Raw genomic sequence first — 16,353 nt, 5'->3', positions numbered from 1 at the left:
GTGCAGGCCGAAAGCCCCAGCCCCACACCCCCTTCCGCCCCATCCTCATCGGTACAGAAGAATTTCATGAAGCGCATCTGGTTGCTGTTTTCCCAGGCCGTGACGGTGTTCGTTGCCGCCTATTTCGTCGTCGCCACGCTGCAGCCGAGCTGGCTGGGCCGGGGTGCCACCACGCGCTCGGGCGCGGGCATCGCGCTGCTGGAGGCTCCCGCGACCACCGCCAGCCCGCAGCCAGCGGCGGGAAGCTTCAGCGCTGCCGCGCGCCAGGCCGCGCCCGCCGTGGTCAGCATCAATACCAGCAAGGCCGTGCGCCATCCGCGCAGCAACGACCCCTGGTTCCAGTTCTTCTTTGGCGACCAGGGCGCGCAGGCGCAGGCCGGGCTGGGCAGCGGCGTGATCGTGAGTCCCGACGGCTACATCCTCACCAACAACCACGTGGTGGAGGGCGCCGACGAGATCGAGGTGACGCTGACCGACAGCCGCCGCGCCCGCGCCCGCGTGATCGGCACCGACCCCGACACCGACCTGGCCATCCTCAAGATCGAACTCGACAAGCTGCCCGTCATCGTGCTGGGCAACTCGGACGTGCTCGCCGTGGGCGACCAGGTGCTGGCCATCGGCAACCCGTTCGGCGTGGGCCAGACGGTGACCAGCGGCATCGTGAGCGCGCTGGGCCGCACGCAGCTGGGCATCAACACCTTCGAGAACTTCATCCAGACCGACGCGGCCATCAACCCCGGCAACTCGGGCGGCGCGCTGGTGGACGTGAACGGCAACCTCATGGGCATCAACACCGCGATCTACTCGCGCTCGGGCGGCAGCATGGGCATCGGCTTTGCGATCCCCGTGTCCACCGCGCGGCTGGTGCTGGACGGCATCGTGAAGGACGGCCAGGTCACGCGCGGCTGGATCGGCGTGGAGCCCAACGAGCTCTCCCCCGAGCTGGCCGAGACCTTCGGCGTGAAGGCCACCGAGGGCGTGATCATCACCGGCGTGCTGCAGGACGGCCCTGCGGCCCAGGCCGGCATGCGGCCCGGCGACGTGATCGTGCGCGTGGATGGAAAAAACGTGGGCAATGTGTCCGAACTGCTGACCGCCGTGGCGGGGCTCAAGCCTGGAACCGTGGCCCCGTTCAACGTGCAGCGCGGCGACAAGCTGGTGGAGCTGAGCATCAACCCTGGCGTGCGCCCAAAGCCGAGAAAGAGGTAACAAGCCCCGCGCCGCCGCGCGGCGCCCTCAACGGGGGCGCCGCGGACGGCCCGGCGAAACCCGCGTTCCATGGCCCCTGGCTGGCTGCGCGCCAGTTCCCACCGATGGCCACGCAGCTGCGGCCGCGCTGCGGCGCACTATCAAAAAAATAGCTGCCAACGCTTGATGGACAAGCGCTGGCAGCTATTTTTATCTGGATATTCCTTGCGGAGCAGGAGGCCCGGGGCTCCCAGTGCAACCCCGCCTTCCAGCGCGCCACGGCGGCGCGCCGATCGATCAGGACGACGCGGAGGCGGATTCCTCGGTGTCCTCAGGCGCCTTGGTGTGCTTGATGAAGATCTGCGCGGCCCAGATGCCCACTTCGTACAGCAGGCACATGGGCACGGCCAGCGACAGCTGCGAGACCACGTCCGGCGGAGTGACGACGGCGGCGATCACGAACGCCAGCACGATGAAGTAGCCGCGGAACTCGCGCAGCTTCTGCACGCTCACGATGCCCATGCGGGCCAGCACCACCACGGCGATGGGCACCTCGAACGCCAGGCCGAACGCGAGGAACATCGACAGCACGAAGCTCAGGTAGGCCTCGATGTCTGGCGCGGCCGTGATGCTCTTGGGCGCGAAGCTCTGGATGAACGCAAACACCTGCCCGAACACGAGGTAGTAGCAGAACGCCACCCCGATGAAGAACAGCAGCGTGCTGGAGACCACCAGCGGCAGCACCAGCTTCTTCTCGTGCGAGTACAGGCCCGGCGCCACGAAGGCCCACACCTGCCACAGCACGAAGGGCAATGCCAGCAGGAAGGCCGACATCAGCAAAATCTTGAGCGGCACCATGAACGGCGAGATCACCGAGGTGGCGATCAGCGTGGCGCCCTTGGGCAGGTGGGCCACCAGCGGCGCCGCCAGGAAGTCGTACAGCGCGCCAGGGCCGGGAAAGAAGAACAGGATCGCCGCCGCGATGGCGATGGCAATGAGCGCCTTGACCAGCCGGTCGCGCAGCTCCATCAGGTGCTGCACGAAGGGCTGCTCGGTACCGGCCAGCTCGTCTTCTTTGGAGGGGGTTTCGGACATATTGGGTTTTCAGGGGCGTGGAGGCCGCCCATGCAGCGCGCACGGCACGCCGCGCCGCATCGTCGTCATCAATGGAATTTCTGGGGGCGGTAGCGCGCGACGCGCGCCGCGCCGGACTGCGCCTTCGTGCGCACGCCACTGCGGGACTTGTACCACTGGGGCACCGCGCCCCGCTTGAGGCGCCAGTTCTTGCCAGGGTGCTTGTAGGCCGGCACCACGGGCGCCTGCGGCTCGTGCAGGTCGGCGTTGCTGGTCTCCGTGGCCGAGGCCCAGTCCTTCTCGAACTCGCTGGCGCTGGTCTGGATGGAGTTGTGCACGTCGCGTGCGGCGGTCTCCACCGTGTCCTTCATTTTCTTGAGCTCATCGAGCTCCATGGACCGGTTCACCTCGGCCTTCACGTCGGACACGTAGCGCTGGGCCTTGCCCAGCAGCGTACCCACCGTGCGGGCCACGCGCGGGAGCTTCTCCGGCCCGATGACGATGAGTGCCACCGCGCCGATCAGCGCCATCTTGGACAGGCCAATATCAATCATGGGTCAGGCGAAAAGGCATGCGAGGGCCGGTGCGGACGGCGCGCTCAGCTCTTTTGCTTGGCTTCGACATCGATGGTGGTCTTGTCGGCCGCCGGGTTGTTGGCAACCTGGCCTGCGGGAGGGGTGGCGGGGGCATCGGCCGAACCGTCCTTCATGCCGTCCTTGAAGCCCTTGACGGCGCCCCCGAGGTCGGAGCCCATGTTCTTGAGCTTCTTGGTGCCGAACACCATGACGACGATCAGCAGCACGATCAGCCAGTGCCAGATGGAAAAAGAGCCCATGGAATATCTCCTAACGAATTGCAGTCATTTTAGACGGGGGCCGCGACCGAAGTCCGACGCCCTTGCCCGCCAGCGGGAAACTATCGGCACGCGCCGTCAGCCTGGTTCAGCCTTTGAGCCACGGGCGGGGGCCGCCCATCACGTGAACATGCAGGTGGTGGATTTCCTGCCCGCCTTCAAGCCCCGTGTTTACCACGACGCGAAAGCCACCCTCGGGGTACGGGTTGCAGCCCTGCTCCAGGGCCAGCCGGGGCGCCAGCGCCATCATGCGCCCCAGAACTCCCGCATCGTCTGCGGTGACCTGCGCCATCGAAGGGACATGCCGCTTGGGCACCATCAGAAAGTGCACCGGCGCCCAGGGGTGGATGTCGTGGAAGGCGAAGATCTCCTCGTCCTCATAGACCTTCCTCGAAGGAATCTGGCCCGCGATGATCTTGCAGAAAAGGCAGTTCGGATCGTGCATGAGAAAAATGTCGGTACGAAATTAACAGTTCACCGGGCGCTGCTCAACCCCAAGCCATTGCCACCGGCGCGCCCCAGGCCAGCGCCACCGTGGAACTGGCTCCGCCAGGCCACGGGTGGCGTCCCCCTGAGGGGGAAGGCGCCACAGGCGACACAGGAGGCTTCACGCATTGTCAGCGATCTTGATGGTCGGGCGCACGCCCACATCCTTGCGGTGCGCATGCAGCCATTCCTGTCCGGCCGTGCGGCCCAGGGCGAACAGCTTGCGCACGAAGGCCAGGTCCGCGCGCATCTTGCTGTCGGCGCCGAACGGGGCCAGCACCGAGCCGCCGTCGATGCGGTGCATGCGCACGCTCTTGTAGCGGCGCGGGTCGAGCTTGCCCTCGGCGAGCAGGCGGCGCACGAACTCGATGGCGCGCATCTCGGCCAGCAGGCTGGCGTTGAAGGTGACCTCGTTCATGCGTTCCATGATCTCGGCGCCGGAATGCGGCAGCTCCAGGTGCTCGATGGGGTTGATCTGCACGAGCAGGATGTCCGAGGCCTCGGTCTGGTAGATCAGCGGGTGCAGCGCGGGGTTGCCCGAGTAGCCGCCATCCCAGTAGTGCTGGCCGTCGATCTCCACGGCCTTGAACATCAGCGGCAGGCAGGCCGAGGCCATCACGGCATCGGCGCTGAGCCTGGGGCCCGAGAAGATCTCGCCCCGCCCCGTGCGCACGTTGGTGGCGCAGACGAACACCTTGGGCCCGCCCGCCGCGCTGCTGGCGCGCCGCGCGGTGCACAGCAGGTCGAAATCCACCTCGCGCTCCAGCAGGCGGCGCAGCGGGTTGATGTCCAGCGGGTTGGTCTGGTAGGGCGACAGCCACTGCCGCATCAGCCCCATCATGGGGTTGGCGGCCGACAGCGGCGAACCCCACATCAGGCTGCCCAGCGTGCCCACGCCTTCCCACAGGCGGGTGAGCGTCTCGCGCGCCTGCTGGCAGCCCGCCAGGTGGGCTTCGTGCGGGTCCTTGTGTTCGTGTGCGGCCTTGGCAAAGCCGTGTGCCAGGGCCACGGCGTTCATGGCACCGGCGCTGGTGCCGCTCACGCCCTCGAAGTGCCACTGCCCGTCCTCGAGCAGCGCATCCAGCACGCCCCAGGTCAGCGCGCCGTGCGAGCCGCCGCCCTGCAGGGCCAGGTTCAGGCGGGGGAGCGGCGCGCCAGGCTCAGGCATCCACGGCCTGGTTCTTGCTCATGGCCAGCATGCCGCGCACGATGCGGTACAGGAACCACAGCGAAATGACGCCCCAGGCGATCCAGCCCGGCGCGATCAGCAGCAGCCACAGCGGCGACGTGACCGCGTACAGCACGCCGGCCCACAGCACGGACCGGATGCGCCAGGAAAAATGGTTGGCCTGCCAGGTGCCTTCGGCATCTCCGCGCTTGACCAGATCCAGCACCAGCGCAATCAAGAGCAGCACCAGGCTGCCCTGCGCCCCCGGAAGGACGGCGCCCACCGCCACGATCAGGTGCAGCACATAGCTGACCCAGCCGATGTTCTTGAGGCCCTGCGCCTTCTGGCTGGTGGTCTGCACGTCGACGATATCGTTCATGGGGAACCCTCCTGGGTGGCGCGCGCAACGGCCTTGCGCAAGGCTTTTTCCTCGATGCCGCTGGTGCCCTCGCGGCGCTCCAGCTCGGCCAGCACGTCGGCGGGCGTGAGGCCATAGTGGGCCAGCGCCACCAGGGAGTGGAACCACAGGTCCGCCACCTCGTAGACGAGCTTGGACTTGTCGGCGCCGTGGTCCACGTCCTTGGCGGCCATGACGACCTCGGTGGCTTCCTCGCCGATCTTCTTCAGGAACGCGTCCGGCCCCTTGTGCAGCAGGCGCGAGACGTAGCTCTTCTCGGGATCGCCGCCGTTGGCCGGCTTGCGGCTTTCAATCACATCGGCCAGGCGTGCGAGGGAATCGTTGGAACTCATGGCTCTTACTTGTAGATGGATTCAGGGTCTTTCAAGACCGGATCGACCGCCTGCCAGGCGCCATCCTTGAGCACGCTGAAAAAGCAGCTGTGGCGGCCCGTGTGGCAGGCGATGCCGGGCTCGTGGCCCAGCTGGGTCACCTTGAGCAGCACCACGTCGTTGTCGCAGTCCAGGCGGATTTCATGCACCGTCTGCACGTGGCCGGACTCCTCGCCCTTGAACCACAGCTTGCCGCGCGAGCGGCTGAAATACACGGCGCGGCCGAGCTCCGCGGTTTTCTCCAGCGCCTCGCGGTTCATCCACGCAAACATCAGCACGTCGCCCGTGCCCTGCTCCTGCGCGATCACGGGCACCAGGCCCTGCGCATCCCATTTCACTTCGTTGAGCCAGTTCATGGGCGGGATTGTCGGCGATTTGGATCGCCGGGAACGTGCGTGCCCCCGGATTTACTCAGTCTTTTGGGCATCTGGCGCTTTTCCATCAAGCGCCGACAGCTATTCTTTTAATAGCAATTGCTTCACAGCCGCACGGGAATGCCGCGTTCGGCCATGCGCGCCTTGGCCTGGCCCACGGTGTATTCGCCGTAATGGAAGATGCTGGCCGCCAGCACCGCGTCGGCTCCACCGGTCTGGATGCCGTCGGCCAGGTGGTCGAGGTTGCCCACGCCGCCCGAGGCGATCACGGGCACGCCCACGGCGTCGCTCACGGCACGCGTGAGGGCGAGGTCGAAGCCGGACTTGGTGCCATCGCGGTCCATGCTGGTGAGCAGGATCTCGCCGGCGCCCCGGCGCGCCATCTCGGCGGCCCAGGCCACGGCGTCCAGGCCCGTGTTCTTGCGCCCGCCGTGGCTGTACACGTCCCAGCCCTCTCCCACGGCCCGGCCGTTGGGGCCGGTGCGCTGGGCGTCTTCTGGCGAGCGGCGCTTGGCGTCGATGGCCACCACGATGCACTGCGCGCCGTACTTGGCCGAGACGGCGTCGATCACCTCGGGGTTGGCGATGGCGGCCGAGTTGAAGCTGGTCTTGTCGGCGCCCGCGTTGAGCAGGCGGCGCACGTCCTCGACCGTGCGCACGCCGCCGCCCACGGTGAGCGGGATGAACACCTGGCTGGCCACGGCCTCGATGATGGGCAGGATCAGGTCGCGGCCATCGCTGGTGGCGGTGATGTCCAGGAAGGTGAGTTCGTCGGCGCCCTGCGCGTTGTAGCGCGCGGCGATCTCGACGGGGTCGCCCGCATCGCGCAGTTCGACGAAGTTGACGCCCTTGACCACGCGGCCTCCGGTGACGTCGAGGCAGGGGATGATGCGTTTGGCAAGCATGTCAGTCAGCGATTCGTGGATGGGGCGTTGCCGAGGCCAGCGGACGCCGTGGAACTGGCTTCGCCAGGCCACTGGCGTCGTCCCCCTTGGGGGAAGCGGCGCAGCCGATCAGGGGGGTTATCCATTCAACTCGTCGGCGCGCGCCTGCGCTGCCGCGAAATCAAGGTCGCCGCTGTAGATGGCGCGGCCGCAGATCACGCCTTCGACGCCCTCTTCCTCGACGGCGCACAGCTGTTCGATGTCGGCCATGTTGGACAGGCCGCCCGAGGCGATCACCGGAATGGAGAGCGACTGCGCGAGCTTCACCGTCGCGTCGATGTTGATGCCCGAGAGCATGCCGTCGCGGCCGATGTCGGTGTAGATGATGGACTCGACGCCCCAGTCCTCGAACTTCCTGGCCAGGTCCACGACCTCGTGGCCCGTGAGCTTGCTCCAGCCGTCGGTGGCGACCTTGCCGTCCTTGGCATCGAGGCCCACGATGATGTGGCCGCCAAAGGCGCTGCACGCGTCCTTCAGGAAGCCGGGGTTCTTGACCGCCGCCGTGCCGATGATCACGTAGCGCAGGCCGCCGTCGATGTATTTCTCGATGGTGTCCAGGTCACGGATGCCGCCGCCGAGCTGCACCGGGATGTCGTCGCCCACCTCCTGGAGGATGGACTTGATGGCGGTGTAGTTCTTGGGCACGCCCGCGAAGGCGCCGTTCAGGTCCACCAGGTGCAGGCGGCGCGCACCGGCATCCACCCACTTGCGCGCCATGGCGGCAGGGTCTTCTCCGAAGGTGGTGGATTGGTCCATATCGCCTTGCTTGAGGCGTACGCAGTGGCCGTCCTTGAGGTCGATGGCGGGGATGAGCAGCATGGTGGTGAAGTTCGGGAGGAAAAGGGCGAGGCAGGGCTCGGCCCGAACGGGTTGGATTAGGGATTCCAGTGCAGAAAATTGCGGTACAGGGCCAGGCCGTGCTCCGCGCTCTTTTCAGGGTGAAATTGCGTGGCGAAAATATTATCGCGCGCAACGGCGGCGGCGAACACACCGCCGTAGTCCGCCTGCCCCGCGCAGTGGGCCGCGTCTCGCGGCACCGCATAGAAACTGTGCACGAAGTAGAAGTAGCTGTGGTCGGGCACGCCGGCCCACACCGGGTGCACCTTGCCCGCGTGCGGCACTTGGCGCACCTGGTTCCAGCCCATCTGGGGCACCTTGTAGCGGCTGCCGTCGGGCTGGGTGCGGCCCGCCAGGTCGAACTTGCGCACATCGCCGTGGATCAGCGACAGGCCGGGCGTTCCTCCATGGGGGCCCTCGGCACTGTGGTCCAGCAGCATCTGCATGCCCACGCACACGCCGAACATCGGCTTGGCGGCGGCCGCTTCGAGCACGGATTCCTGCAGGCCGGATTCGCGCAGCTCGCGCATGCAGTCGGGCATGGCGCCCTGCCCCGGCAGCACGATGCGCTGCGCCGCGCGCACGTCCTCGGGACGCTGCGTGACGACCACGGTCCAGCCGGTGCCCTCTGCGGCGGCCTGCACGGCCTGCGACACCGAGCGCAGGTTGCCCATGCCGTAGTCCACGACCGCAACGGTTTTTGCTTCCATATTCATAGCTATTGGCGCTTATTCATCAAGCGCTAGCGCTTGATCTGGCTCAAAAATTTCACAAGGAGCCCTTGGTGGACGGAATGACGCCCACCGAGCGCGGATCGCGCTCCAGCGCCGCACGCAGCGTGCGCCCGAAGGCCTTGAAGATGGTCTCGCACTGGTGGTGGGCATTGATGCCCTTGAGATTGTCGATGTGCAGCGTGACGCCCGCGTGGTTCACGAAGCCCTGGAAGAACTCGTACACCAGCTGCGTATCGAGCTGGCCGATGCTGCCGGCCGTGAACTTCACGTCGATGTGCAGCCCCGGGCGGCCCGAGAAATCCACCACCACGCGCGACAACGCTTCGTCCAGCGGCACGTAGGCGTGGCCGTAGCGGCGGATGCCCTTCTTGTCGCCCACGGCGCGCGCAAAGGCCTGGCCCAGCGTGATGCCCACATCTTCGACCGTGTGGTGGCCGTCGATGTGCAGGTCGCCTTCGCAGTCGATGTCGAGGTCGATCAGCCCGTGGCGGGCGATCTGGTCGAGCATGTGGTCGAAGAAGCCGATGCCGGTGGAAAGCTTGGCCTGGCCCGTGCCGTCGAGGTTGATGCGCACGCGGATGCGCGTCTCGGCGGTGTTGCGGCTGACCTCGGCGATGCGGTCGGCCAGGGGATCGGGCGTTGCGGAAGTGACGAGTGCGGAGGAAGTCATAGGGAGGCTTGCAGGGCGGCGAGCATCTGCGCGTTGTCGGAGGCGGCGCCCACCGTGAGGCGCAGGCAGTTGGCCAGCAATGGGTGCATTGTAGAAACGTTCTTGACCAGGACCTTGCGGTTTTTCATGCCCTCGTACGCCCGGGCGGAATCCGCCACACGGACGAGGATCATGTTGGCCTCGCTGTCCCAGCATTTTTCGATGCCGGGCATCTGCCGCAGGGCCGCCAGGAGCTTCGTGCGCTCGGCGCGGATCTCGGCGGCCTGCCCGGCGAACACGTCGGCGTGCTCCAGCGCGAACAGCGCGGCCTCGCAGTTGAGCACGCTCACGTTGTAGGGTGGGCGCACCTTGTCGATCTCGCTCACGAACGCGGCGGGGCCGATGAGGTAGCCCAGGCGCACGCCCGCCAGGCCGAACTTGCTGAGCGTGCGCATGAGCAGCACGTGGGCGTTGCGCGCGGGCTCGGCCCGCATGCGGTCGATGAAGGTGCGGCTGGCAAAGGGCTGGTAGGCCTCGTCCATGACCACGATGCCGCCCTGCGCGCCCGCGGCGTCGACGATGCGCTGCACCGCGCCCTCGTCCCACAGCGTGGCCGTGGGGTTGTTCGGGTAGGCGATGTAGGTGATGGCGGGGTTGTGCTGCGCGATGGCGGCCAGCATGGCGGGCTCATCCAGCTCGAAATCGGGCGTGAGCGGCACGCCGACAAAATCCAGGCCCTGCAGTTGCGCGGACAGCGGGTACATCACGAAGCCCGGCATGGGCGCCAGCATGGTGGCGCGCTGGCCCGTGCCGGGTTGCGCGCAGGCCAGGGCCAGCAGGGTGATGAGCTCGTCCGAGCCGTTGCCCAGCACGATGCCGTAGCCCTCGGGCAGGCCGGCGTATTGGGCCAGCGCGGCCTTCAGGTCCAGCAGGCGGTCGCCGGGGTAGCGGTTGAGCGCGACCGCGCCCAGGCGCTGGCCCAGCGCGGCCTGCAGATGGGCGGGCAGGCGGAACGGGTTTTCCATCGCGTCCATCTTGAGCATGCCGGCGGAAGGCTGCACGCCGTAGGCATGCATGGCGCGCACGTCGGGGCGGATGCGGGCCAGGGCCTGGAGGGGAGACGACGCGGGAGTAGTCATTCGGTGGTGTCCAGTTCGTTGGGGGTGATGAGAAACGGGTTGATGGGGCGCACGGCGTCCAGGGGCTCGCCGTGCGGCAGGGCTTCGGTCAACAGGTAGCGGCAGCCCTGCTGGTGGGCGGACGAGAGGATGAGCGCATCCCAGTAGCCCAGGCGGTAGCGGTCCTGCAGGTCCCAGGCGCCGTCCACGGTGTAGGAGTCCAGGTGCGGCGGCAGCCACACGCGCAGGCGGCGCACCTGGGCGCGCACCTGCTGCAGCACCTGCGGGCCGTCAAAGCGCTGGATCGCCTGGTTGTACAGCTCGTTGAGCACCTGCGAGCTGATGCGGCCGCTGCGCGTCTGCCAGCAAAAGCTGATCCATTCGCGGGCCCGCGCCTGGCGCTCGGCATCGCGGTCGTCCACGCTGGCCAGCAGGATTTCGGTATCGACAAAGATGGGGACGGTGCTCATGGGTATTGCACCGCTCAGCGCAGAAACAGGGTCTCGCGGGGCACGTACGGTCCGCTGGACGCGCCCCAGGATTCGAACCCCAGCGCCTCGCGCATGGCCTGGGCGTAAGCGTCTTCCTGGCGCATCTTTTCGGCCAGCCATTCCCCCAGCAGGCGCGAGACGCTGCTGCCGCGCCTGGCGGCTTCCACGCGCACCCATTCGGCGACGGTGTCGTCCATGGTCACGGTGATGTTTTTCATGGCTGAAATATTACACGAACTTCGTGCACCACGAACTTCGTGTTGTTTTCTGGGCGGTTACGCGGCCTTGAGCTGTGTCCCTGCCCGCAGCATCTGGCACGCCATGTCGCCCACGGTGCGCAGGGCCGCCAGATGGGCAGGCGACCAGTCGCCCCCCACCCCGATGCGCAGGCAGTTGCGAAAGCGCCCGCTGGTGCTGAACACCGTGCCCGGCGCGATCAGGATCTGCCGGGCCAGACAGGCCTCGTGCAGTTGCACCGAATCGAGCGCGCGTGGCAGCTCCAGCCACATCAGCAAGCCGCCGGGCGGGTCGCTCACCCGGGTGCCCTGCGGGAAGTGCGATGCGATCACGCGGCGCGCCTCGTCCATGCGCGCCGCCACGCCTGCGCGCAGCTGGCGCATGGCGGCAGCATGGCCCGCCTGGGTGATGAGGTCGGCCAAAGCCAGTTCCAGCACAGCCGACTGGCCGCCCGCCTGCAGGTCCTTGATGCCGCGCACCTTCTCGCTCCAGCGCCCGGCCTCCAGCCAGCCCAGGCGCAGCCCCGGCGCCAGCGTCTTCGAAAACGAATCGCACAGCATCACGTGGCCCGTGGTGTCGTACGACTTGACGGTGCGGCGCATCTCGTCGATTTCGACCAGGTCGTTGTAGATCGCGTCCTCGATCACCGCCATGTCGTGCCGCGCCGCCATCTGCGCCAGGCGCTTGCGCTCGGCCTGCGGCATGCAGCTGCCCAGCGGGTTGCTGAGCGTGGGGACGATCATCACGGCCTTGACCGGCTGGGTGTCCAGCGCCAGCTGCAGTGCGTCCAGCGACAAACCGTGGCGCGGGTGCGTGGGGATCTCCAGCGCGCGCAGGTGCAGGCCCTGCAGCACCTCCAGAAACGAAAAATGCGTGGGCGACTCCAGCGCCACCACGTCCCCCGGCTGGGTCACGGCACGCAGGCACAGCGCAATGGAGTCCATGCAGCCGCCGGTGATCACGATGTTCTCGGGGTCCAGGCTGCAGCCCATGCCGACGGCGTAGCGGGCCAGGGCGCGGCGCGCATCCTCGTGCCCGGCCGACGTGGGGTAGGTACACAGCAGGTTGCGGTGGCGCTGTGCAGCGCGCACCACGGCGCGGCGCACGCGGTCGGGGTTGAACAGCTCGAAGCCCGGCGTGCCGCTGCTGAAGGAGATCATGTCCTCGGGCTGGTTGCGCCCCAGGATGCGCTGGCCCAGCCAGTCCACAGACACTTCGCGCGGGCGGCGCAGGGGGCGCGGCGTGCTGGGCTCCGGCAGGCTCACCGGCCGCGCCGCCACGAAGAAGCCCGAGCGCGGGCGCGCGATGATCAGGCGTGCATCCTCGAGCCAGTGGTAGGCCTGCACCACCGTGGTCTGCGCCACGGCATGCTGGCGCGCCAGCTCGCGCACCGACGGCAGCTTTTCGCCGCGCGCCAGGGTGCCATTGCGGATCAGCTGCGCGAGCTGCTCGGCGATCTGCAGGTACAGCGGGGGTGCGTCATCGGTGGCCATGCTGCATTCTGTACTGGCACCCTGGCCGGCAGACAGTACAGAGGCGGGCCAGTACAACCAGTACAGATGGGCTGGTACATGGTTCTGTACTGGCCCAGATGGTCCATGCCTGTGGCTGGCGGCGCACGGCGGGTGGCCGCACAGTGAAGGCATGAACTCGCTGCACACCCCCACCCTCCCGTCGCCCGCTTTGCCGACCCCGCCAGCGGTCCCGCTCACCCTGCAATGGAAGCGCCAGCCGCTGCCGCCGCTGCAGGCCGTCCAGGTGCTGGACTTCCGTGCGGGCGACATGGCCCTGCTCGAAGTGGAACAAGGCCGCGTGTGGGTGACCTGCGACGGCCTGCTGGAAGACTATTTCCTGGAGGCCGGCCAGCGCCTGTCGTTCACCGGGCCCGTGCGGCTGCGCGTGAGCGCCGAAGGCCACCGGCCCGCCCGCCTGAACTGGGCGAAGCACCGGTCCGTGGCAGGGGCTGCCTGCCCGCCCGCCCCCGCTGCAGCCTCTCAGCCCAAGGCGACGGTACCCGCGCCAGGCACCCTGCCACGGGGTGCGATCAGCGCGGCTTGAGGGGCGTCGTCAGCCGCATCTCTGCCGCCTGCGCGTGGGCCTGCAGGCCCTCGCCGTAGGCCAGCTCGGCGGCGATGGTGCCCAGCACCTGGGCACCGGCCTCGCTCACCTCGATGAGGCTGCTGCGCTTCTGGAAGTCGTACACGCCCAGGGGCGACGAGAAGCGTGCGGTGCCGCTGGTGGGCAGCACGTGGTTGGGGCCCGCGCAGTAGTCGCCCAGGCTCTCGGAGGTATACGCCCCCAGGAAGATCGCGCCGGCGTGGCGCAGCAGCGGCTCCCAGCGGTGCGGGTCGGTGCTGCTCACTTCCAGGTGTTCCGGTGCGATGCGGTTGCTGATGGCGCAGGCTTCTTCCATGTCCTTGGTGAGGATCAGCGCGCCCCGGCCGGTGAGGCTCTTGGCGATGATCTCGGCGCGCGGCATGGTGGGCAGCAGGCGGTCGATCTCGCGCTGCACGGCGTCGAGGTAGGCGGCGTCGGGGCACAGCAGGATGCTCTGGGCCAGCTCGTCGTGTTCGGCCTGGCTGAAGAGGTCCATCGCTACCCAGTCGGGCGGCGTGCTGCCGTCGGCCAGCACCAGGATTTCGCTGGGGCCCGCGATCATGTCGATGCCCACCGTGCCGAACACGCGCTTCTTGGCGCTGGCCACGTAGGCGTTGCCGGGGCCGGTGATCTTGTCCACCTTGGGCACGGTTTCGGTGCCGTACGCCAGCGCGGCCACGGCCTGCGCGCCGCCGATGGTGAAGGCGCGCGTCACGCCCGCCACGTAGGCGGCGGCCAGCACCAGTTCGTTGCGCTCGCCCTTCGTCGAAGTGCCCTCGCCCGTTCCACCGGTGGCCAGGCTGCCGCGCACCGGCGTGGGCACGACCATGATGATTTCCTGCACGCCCGCCACGTGGGCCGGGATGGCGTTCATCAGCAGGCTGGACGGGTACGCGGCCTTGCCGCCGGGCACGTAGATGCCCACGCGGTCCAGCGGGGTGACCTTCTGGCCCAGCAAGGTGCCGTCCTCGTCGCGGTAGCTCCAGCTCTCGCCCGAGGCCTTCTTTTGCGCCTCGTGGTAGCTGCGCACGCGCTGGGCGGCAGCCTGCAGCGCGTCGCGCTGGGCCTCTGGAATGGCGTCGAACGCGGCCTTGAAGTCGGCCTGGGTCAGCTCCAGCGCCGCCATATCGGGGGCCGAGAGGCCATCGAAACGGGCGGTGTACTCCAGCACCGCGGCGTCACCGCGCTTTTGCACGTCGGCCAGGATGTCGGCCACGCGCTGCTCGATGGCCGCGTCGGTGTCGGCCGACCAGTGCAGGCGGGCTGCGAAATCAGCCTCGAAAGTGGCCGCAGCGGTGGACAGACGGGCGGGAGCAGCTACCAGAGTCATAGTGTCAGTCAGTGGGTGGGGGTCAATTCTTTTCCGCAGGAATGGCCGAGGCGAACGCATCGATGATGCGGCGCAGCGGCGCCTGCTTGAGCTTGAGCGCGGCCTGGTTGACCACGAGGTGCGAGCTGATGTCCATGATGCGCTCGACCTCCACCAGGTGGTTGGCCTTGAGCGTGTTGCCGGTGGAGACCAGGTCCACGATGGCATCGGCCAGCCCGGTGAGCGGTGCGAGTTCCATGCTGCCGTAGAGCTTGATCATGTCCACGTGCACGCCCTTGGTCGCGAAGAAGTCGCGCGCGATGCTGGTGTACTTGGTGGCGACCTTCAGGCGCGAACCCTGCTTGACGGCACGGGCGTAGTCGAAATCGTTGCGCACGGCCACGCTCACGCGGCACTTGGCGATCTGCAGGTCCAGCGGCTGGTACAGGCCCTGGCCGCCGTGTTCGATGAGCGTGTCCTTGCCGGTCACGCCGATGTCGGCGCCGCCGTACTGCACATAGGTAGGCACGTCGGTCGCGCGCACCAGCACCACGCGCACGTTGGGCTGGTTGGTGGGCAGGATCAGCTTGCGCGACTTTTCGGGGTCTTCCAGCACCTCGATGCCGGCGGCGGCGAGCAAAGGCAGGGTTTCGTCGAAGATGCGGCCTTTGGAAAGCGCCAGGGTAATCATGCTGCTGCTCATGCTGTGATCCGTTCAATGTCCGCGCCGATGCCGCGCAATTTCGCTTCCATGCAGTCGTAGCCGCGGTCCAGATGGTAGATGCGGTCCACCATGGTTTCGCCGTCGGCCACCAGGCCCGCGATGACCAAGCTGGCCGAGGCGCGCAGGTCGGTGGCCATCACGGTGGCGCCCGACAGGCGGGGCACGCCCTCGATGATGGCGACCTTGCCGTCGGTCTGGATCTTGGCGCCCAGGCGCACCAGCTCGTCGACGTGCATGAAGCGGTTTTCAAAAATCGTCTCGGTCACCGTGGCCGTGCCCTGCGCGATGCAGTCGAGCGCCATGAACTGCGCCTGCATGTCGGTGGGAAAGCCGGGGTACTCGGTGGTGCGAAAGCCCTGCGCCTTGAGCGTGGCGCCGCCCGCGCTCTGCACGCGGATGCCGCCGTCGACGGCCTGCACCTGCACACCGGCCTCGCGCAGCTTCTCGATCACGGCGTCCAGGTGGTCGGCGCGCCCATGGCGCAGCACCACGTCGCCGCCCGTGGCGGCCACGGCGCACAGGAAGGTGCCGGCCTCGATGCGGTCGGCCACCACGCGGTGGGTGCAGCCGTGCAGCTTCTCGACGCCCTGGATGCGGATGCGGCTGGTGCCGTGGCCTTCGATCTTCGCGCCCATGGCGATCAGCATCTCGGCCAGGTCGGAGATCTCGGGCTCCTGCGCGGCGTTCTCCAGCACGGTCTCGCCCTCGGCCAGCGCGGCGGCCATGAGGAAGTTCTCGGTGCCCGTCACCGTGACCATGTCGGTGGTGATGCGCGCGCCCTTCAGTCGCGTCCAGCCTGCGGGCAGCTTGGCGATCATGTAGCCGTGCTCGACCACGATGTCGGCGCCCATGGCGGCCAGGCCCTTGATGTGCTGGTCCACCGGGCGCGAGCCGATGGCGCAGCCGCCAGGCAGCGACACCGTGGCCTCGCCGAAGCGCGCCAGCAGCGGGCCCAGCGCCAGCACCGAGGCGCGCATGGTCTTGACCAGCTCGTACGGCGCCTCGGGCGTGTTCAGGCCGCTGGCATCGATGCGCACCGTGCCATCGTCGGCACGCGCGGCCGCCACGCCCATGTTGCGGATCAGCGTGAGCATGGTGCTCACGTCCTGCAACTGCGGCACGTTCAGCAGCGTGACCGGCTCGGCCGTGAGCAGCGCGGCGCACAACTCCGGCAGGGCGGCGTTCTTGGCGCCGGATACCAGCACCTCGCCATGCAGGCGGCGGCCGCCGCGGATCAGGAGTTTGTCCATCTCGAAACCAGAAATATGAATAAAAAGTGCC

The 16,353-nt window shown here is 67.9% G+C and carries 21 protein-coding genes; 2 read left to right on the top strand and 19 right to left on the bottom strand.

The features are described 5' to 3' along the window. Positions 1–66 precede the first annotated feature (66 nt). Positions 67–1,209 (top strand): S1C family serine protease, encoded by a 1,143-nt coding sequence (locus AC07OC_RS19760; protein WP_218293456.1) that lies wholly within the window; start codon positions 67–69, stop codon positions 1,207–1,209. Positions 1,210–1,485: 276 nt separating this feature from the next. Here AC07OC_RS19760 and tatC read toward each other — a convergent pair whose 3' ends face one another. From tatC to AC07OC_RS19680, 16 genes are all read right to left on the bottom strand, one after another. Then, entirely contained in the window at positions 1,486–2,283 is a 798-nt protein-coding gene (gene tatC / locus AC07OC_RS19755) for a twin-arginine translocase subunit TatC (protein ID WP_218293455.1), read from the bottom strand. Positions 2,284–2,351: 68 nt separating this feature from the next. Next, positions 2,352–2,816, bottom strand: coding sequence for a Sec-independent protein translocase protein TatB (tatB, locus tag AC07OC_RS19750; protein WP_218293454.1), 465 nt, complete (start codon positions 2,814–2,816; stop codon positions 2,352–2,354). A gap of 44 nt (positions 2,817–2,860) precedes the next feature. Then, the gene (gene tatA / locus AC07OC_RS19745; protein ID WP_218293453.1) at positions 2,861–3,097 is read right to left on the bottom strand and encodes a Sec-independent protein translocase subunit TatA; all 237 of its coding nucleotides are present in this window, start codon (positions 3,095–3,097) and stop codon (positions 2,861–2,863) included. Between the two features lie 106 nt (positions 3,098–3,203). Then, on the bottom strand, positions 3,204–3,560 hold the full coding sequence (locus tag AC07OC_RS19740; protein ID WP_218340326.1) for a histidine triad nucleotide-binding protein: 357 nt from the start codon (positions 3,558–3,560) through the stop codon (positions 3,204–3,206). Between the two features lie 162 nt (positions 3,561–3,722). Then, positions 3,723–4,769 (bottom strand): patatin-like phospholipase family protein, encoded by a 1,047-nt coding sequence (locus AC07OC_RS19735; RefSeq protein ID WP_218293451.1) that lies wholly within the window; start codon positions 4,767–4,769, stop codon positions 3,723–3,725. Beyond that, positions 4,762–5,148, bottom strand: coding sequence for a DUF4870 family protein (locus AC07OC_RS19730; protein WP_218293450.1), 387 nt, complete (start codon positions 5,146–5,148; stop codon positions 4,762–4,764). The genes AC07OC_RS19735 and AC07OC_RS19730 overlap by 8 nt, the downstream gene beginning before the upstream one ends. Beyond that, positions 5,145–5,519: a phosphoribosyl-ATP diphosphatase gene (locus AC07OC_RS19725; RefSeq protein ID WP_218293449.1), complete on the bottom strand. Its 375-nt coding sequence runs from the start codon at positions 5,517–5,519 to the stop codon at positions 5,145–5,147. Before AC07OC_RS19725 ends, AC07OC_RS19730 begins: the two co-directional genes overlap by 4 nt. A 5-nt stretch (positions 5,520–5,524) precedes the next feature. Next, on the bottom strand, positions 5,525–5,923 hold the full coding sequence (hisI, locus tag AC07OC_RS19720; RefSeq protein WP_218294405.1) for a phosphoribosyl-AMP cyclohydrolase: 399 nt from the start codon (positions 5,921–5,923) through the stop codon (positions 5,525–5,527). A gap of 113 nt (positions 5,924–6,036) precedes the next feature. Continuing rightward, the gene (gene hisF, locus AC07OC_RS19715; RefSeq protein WP_218340328.1) at positions 6,037–6,837 is read right to left on the bottom strand and encodes an imidazole glycerol phosphate synthase subunit HisF; all 801 of its coding nucleotides are present in this window, start codon (positions 6,835–6,837) and stop codon (positions 6,037–6,039) included. A 117-nt stretch (positions 6,838–6,954) separates the two neighbouring features. Further along, positions 6,955–7,695 (bottom strand): 1-(5-phosphoribosyl)-5-[(5-phosphoribosylamino)methylideneamino]imidazole-4-carboxamide isomerase, encoded by a 741-nt coding sequence (gene hisA / locus AC07OC_RS19710; RefSeq protein ID WP_218340329.1) that lies wholly within the window; start codon positions 7,693–7,695, stop codon positions 6,955–6,957. A 56-nt stretch (positions 7,696–7,751) separates the two neighbouring features. After that, positions 7,752–8,429: an imidazole glycerol phosphate synthase subunit HisH gene (gene hisH / locus AC07OC_RS19705; RefSeq protein ID WP_218340330.1), complete on the bottom strand. Its 678-nt coding sequence runs from the start codon at positions 8,427–8,429 to the stop codon at positions 7,752–7,754. A 52-nt stretch (positions 8,430–8,481) separates the two neighbouring features. Then, positions 8,482–9,117 (bottom strand): imidazoleglycerol-phosphate dehydratase HisB, encoded by a 636-nt coding sequence (gene hisB, locus AC07OC_RS19700; protein WP_218293446.1) that lies wholly within the window; start codon positions 9,115–9,117, stop codon positions 8,482–8,484. After that, the gene (locus tag AC07OC_RS19695) at positions 9,114–10,235 is read right to left on the bottom strand and encodes a pyridoxal phosphate-dependent aminotransferase (RefSeq protein ID WP_218340331.1); all 1,122 of its coding nucleotides are present in this window, start codon (positions 10,233–10,235) and stop codon (positions 9,114–9,116) included. The genes hisB and AC07OC_RS19695 overlap by 4 nt, the downstream gene beginning before the upstream one ends. Next, positions 10,232–10,684, bottom strand: coding sequence for a PIN domain-containing protein (locus AC07OC_RS19690; protein WP_218293444.1), 453 nt, complete (start codon positions 10,682–10,684; stop codon positions 10,232–10,234). The genes AC07OC_RS19695 and AC07OC_RS19690 overlap by 4 nt, the downstream gene beginning before the upstream one ends. Positions 10,685–10,698: 14 nt before the next feature. Then, a complete protein-coding gene (locus AC07OC_RS19685) occupies positions 10,699–10,923 on the bottom strand; it encodes a hypothetical protein (protein ID WP_008905190.1) in 225 nt (74 codons plus the stop codon). 57 nt (positions 10,924–10,980) lie between these two features. Further along, complete coding sequence (locus AC07OC_RS19680; RefSeq protein WP_218340332.1) at positions 10,981–12,435, bottom strand: aminotransferase-like domain-containing protein; 1,455 nt, start codon at positions 12,433–12,435, stop codon at positions 10,981–10,983. A 151-nt stretch (positions 12,436–12,586) separates the two neighbouring features. On the opposite strand from AC07OC_RS19680, the gene AC07OC_RS19675 reads away from it, so the two are divergent. Beyond that, entirely contained in the window at positions 12,587–13,000 is a 414-nt protein-coding gene (locus tag AC07OC_RS19675) for a DUF2917 domain-containing protein (RefSeq protein ID WP_218340333.1), read from the top strand. Here the strand turns inward: AC07OC_RS19675 and hisD are convergent. Genes hisD through murA form a run of 3 tightly spaced genes read right to left on the bottom strand, consistent with a single transcriptional unit; the run spans position 12,987 to position 16,322 of the window. Beyond that, positions 12,987–14,369, bottom strand: a complete 1,383-nt coding sequence (hisD, locus tag AC07OC_RS19670) for a histidinol dehydrogenase (protein ID WP_218340334.1) — start codon at positions 14,367–14,369, stop codon at positions 12,987–12,989. The genes AC07OC_RS19675 and hisD overlap by 14 nt on opposite strands. A 22-nt stretch (positions 14,370–14,391) precedes the next feature. Beyond that, a complete protein-coding gene (gene hisG, locus AC07OC_RS19665; RefSeq protein WP_370627805.1) occupies positions 14,392–15,051 on the bottom strand; it encodes an ATP phosphoribosyltransferase in 660 nt (219 codons plus the stop codon). Beyond that, positions 15,048–16,322 carry a UDP-N-acetylglucosamine 1-carboxyvinyltransferase gene (gene murA / locus AC07OC_RS19660; RefSeq protein ID WP_218293439.1) on the bottom strand — a complete coding sequence of 425 codons (1,275 nt, stop codon included), beginning with the start codon at positions 16,320–16,322 and terminating at the stop codon, positions 15,048–15,050. The genes hisG and murA overlap by 4 nt, the downstream gene beginning before the upstream one ends. Positions 16,323–16,353 lie beyond the last annotated feature (31 nt).

Source organism: Acidovorax sp. GW821-FHT10E04 (assembly GCF_059415185.1).
Note: the sequence above shows the minus strand (reverse complement) of the source record. Positions and strands in the feature narration are given on the sequence as shown.

Excerpts from the sequence above, each read along its gene's own strand:
- AC07OC_RS19735 (WP_218293451.1), bottom strand. The coding sequence starts at position 4,769 with ATGCCTGAGCCTGGCGCGCCGCTCCCCCGCCTGAACCTGGCCCTGCAG.
- tatA (WP_218293453.1), bottom strand. The coding sequence starts at position 3,097 with ATGGGCTCTTTTTCCATCTGGCACTGGCTGATCGTGCTGCTGATCGTC.
- AC07OC_RS19740 (WP_218340326.1), bottom strand. The coding sequence starts at position 3,560 with ATGCACGATCCGAACTGCCTTTTCTGCAAGATCATCGCGGGCCAGATT.
- AC07OC_RS19675 (WP_218340333.1), top strand. The coding sequence starts at position 12,587 with ATGAACTCGCTGCACACCCCCACCCTCCCGTCGCCCGCTTTGCCGACC.
- tatB (WP_218293454.1), bottom strand. The coding sequence starts at position 2,816 with ATGATTGATATTGGCCTGTCCAAGATGGCGCTGATCGGCGCGGTGGCA.
- hisB (WP_218293446.1), bottom strand. The coding sequence starts at position 9,117 with ATGACTTCCTCCGCACTCGTCACTTCCGCAACGCCCGATCCCCTGGCC.
- AC07OC_RS19680 (WP_218340332.1), bottom strand. The coding sequence starts at position 12,435 with ATGGCCACCGATGACGCACCCCCGCTGTACCTGCAGATCGCCGAGCAG.
- hisD (WP_218340334.1), bottom strand. The coding sequence starts at position 14,369 with ATGACTCTGGTAGCTGCTCCCGCCCGTCTGTCCACCGCTGCGGCCACT.
- AC07OC_RS19730 (WP_218293450.1), bottom strand. The coding sequence starts at position 5,148 with ATGAACGATATCGTCGACGTGCAGACCACCAGCCAGAAGGCGCAGGGC.
- AC07OC_RS19695 (WP_218340331.1), bottom strand. The coding sequence starts at position 10,235 with ATGACTACTCCCGCGTCGTCTCCCCTCCAGGCCCTGGCCCGCATCCGC.
- tatC (WP_218293455.1), bottom strand. The coding sequence starts at position 2,283 with ATGTCCGAAACCCCCTCCAAAGAAGACGAGCTGGCCGGTACCGAGCAG.
- hisF (WP_218340328.1), bottom strand. The coding sequence starts at position 6,837 with ATGCTTGCCAAACGCATCATCCCCTGCCTCGACGTCACCGGAGGCCGC.
- hisG (WP_370627805.1), bottom strand. The coding sequence starts at position 15,051 with ATGAGCAGCAGCATGATTACCCTGGCGCTTTCCAAAGGCCGCATCTTC.
- AC07OC_RS19685 (WP_008905190.1), bottom strand. The coding sequence starts at position 10,923 with ATGAAAAACATCACCGTGACCATGGACGACACCGTCGCCGAATGGGTG.
- hisA (WP_218340329.1), bottom strand. The coding sequence starts at position 7,695 with ATGCTGCTCATCCCCGCCATCGACCTCAAGGACGGCCACTGCGTACGC.
- hisH (WP_218340330.1), bottom strand. The coding sequence starts at position 8,429 with ATGAATATGGAAGCAAAAACCGTTGCGGTCGTGGACTACGGCATGGGC.
- AC07OC_RS19690 (WP_218293444.1), bottom strand. The coding sequence starts at position 10,684 with ATGAGCACCGTCCCCATCTTTGTCGATACCGAAATCCTGCTGGCCAGC.
- AC07OC_RS19725 (WP_218293449.1), bottom strand. The coding sequence starts at position 5,519 with ATGAGTTCCAACGATTCCCTCGCACGCCTGGCCGATGTGATTGAAAGC.
- murA (WP_218293439.1), bottom strand. The coding sequence starts at position 16,322 with ATGGACAAACTCCTGATCCGCGGCGGCCGCCGCCTGCATGGCGAGGTG.
- AC07OC_RS19760 (WP_218293456.1), top strand. The coding sequence starts at position 67 with ATGAAGCGCATCTGGTTGCTGTTTTCCCAGGCCGTGACGGTGTTCGTT.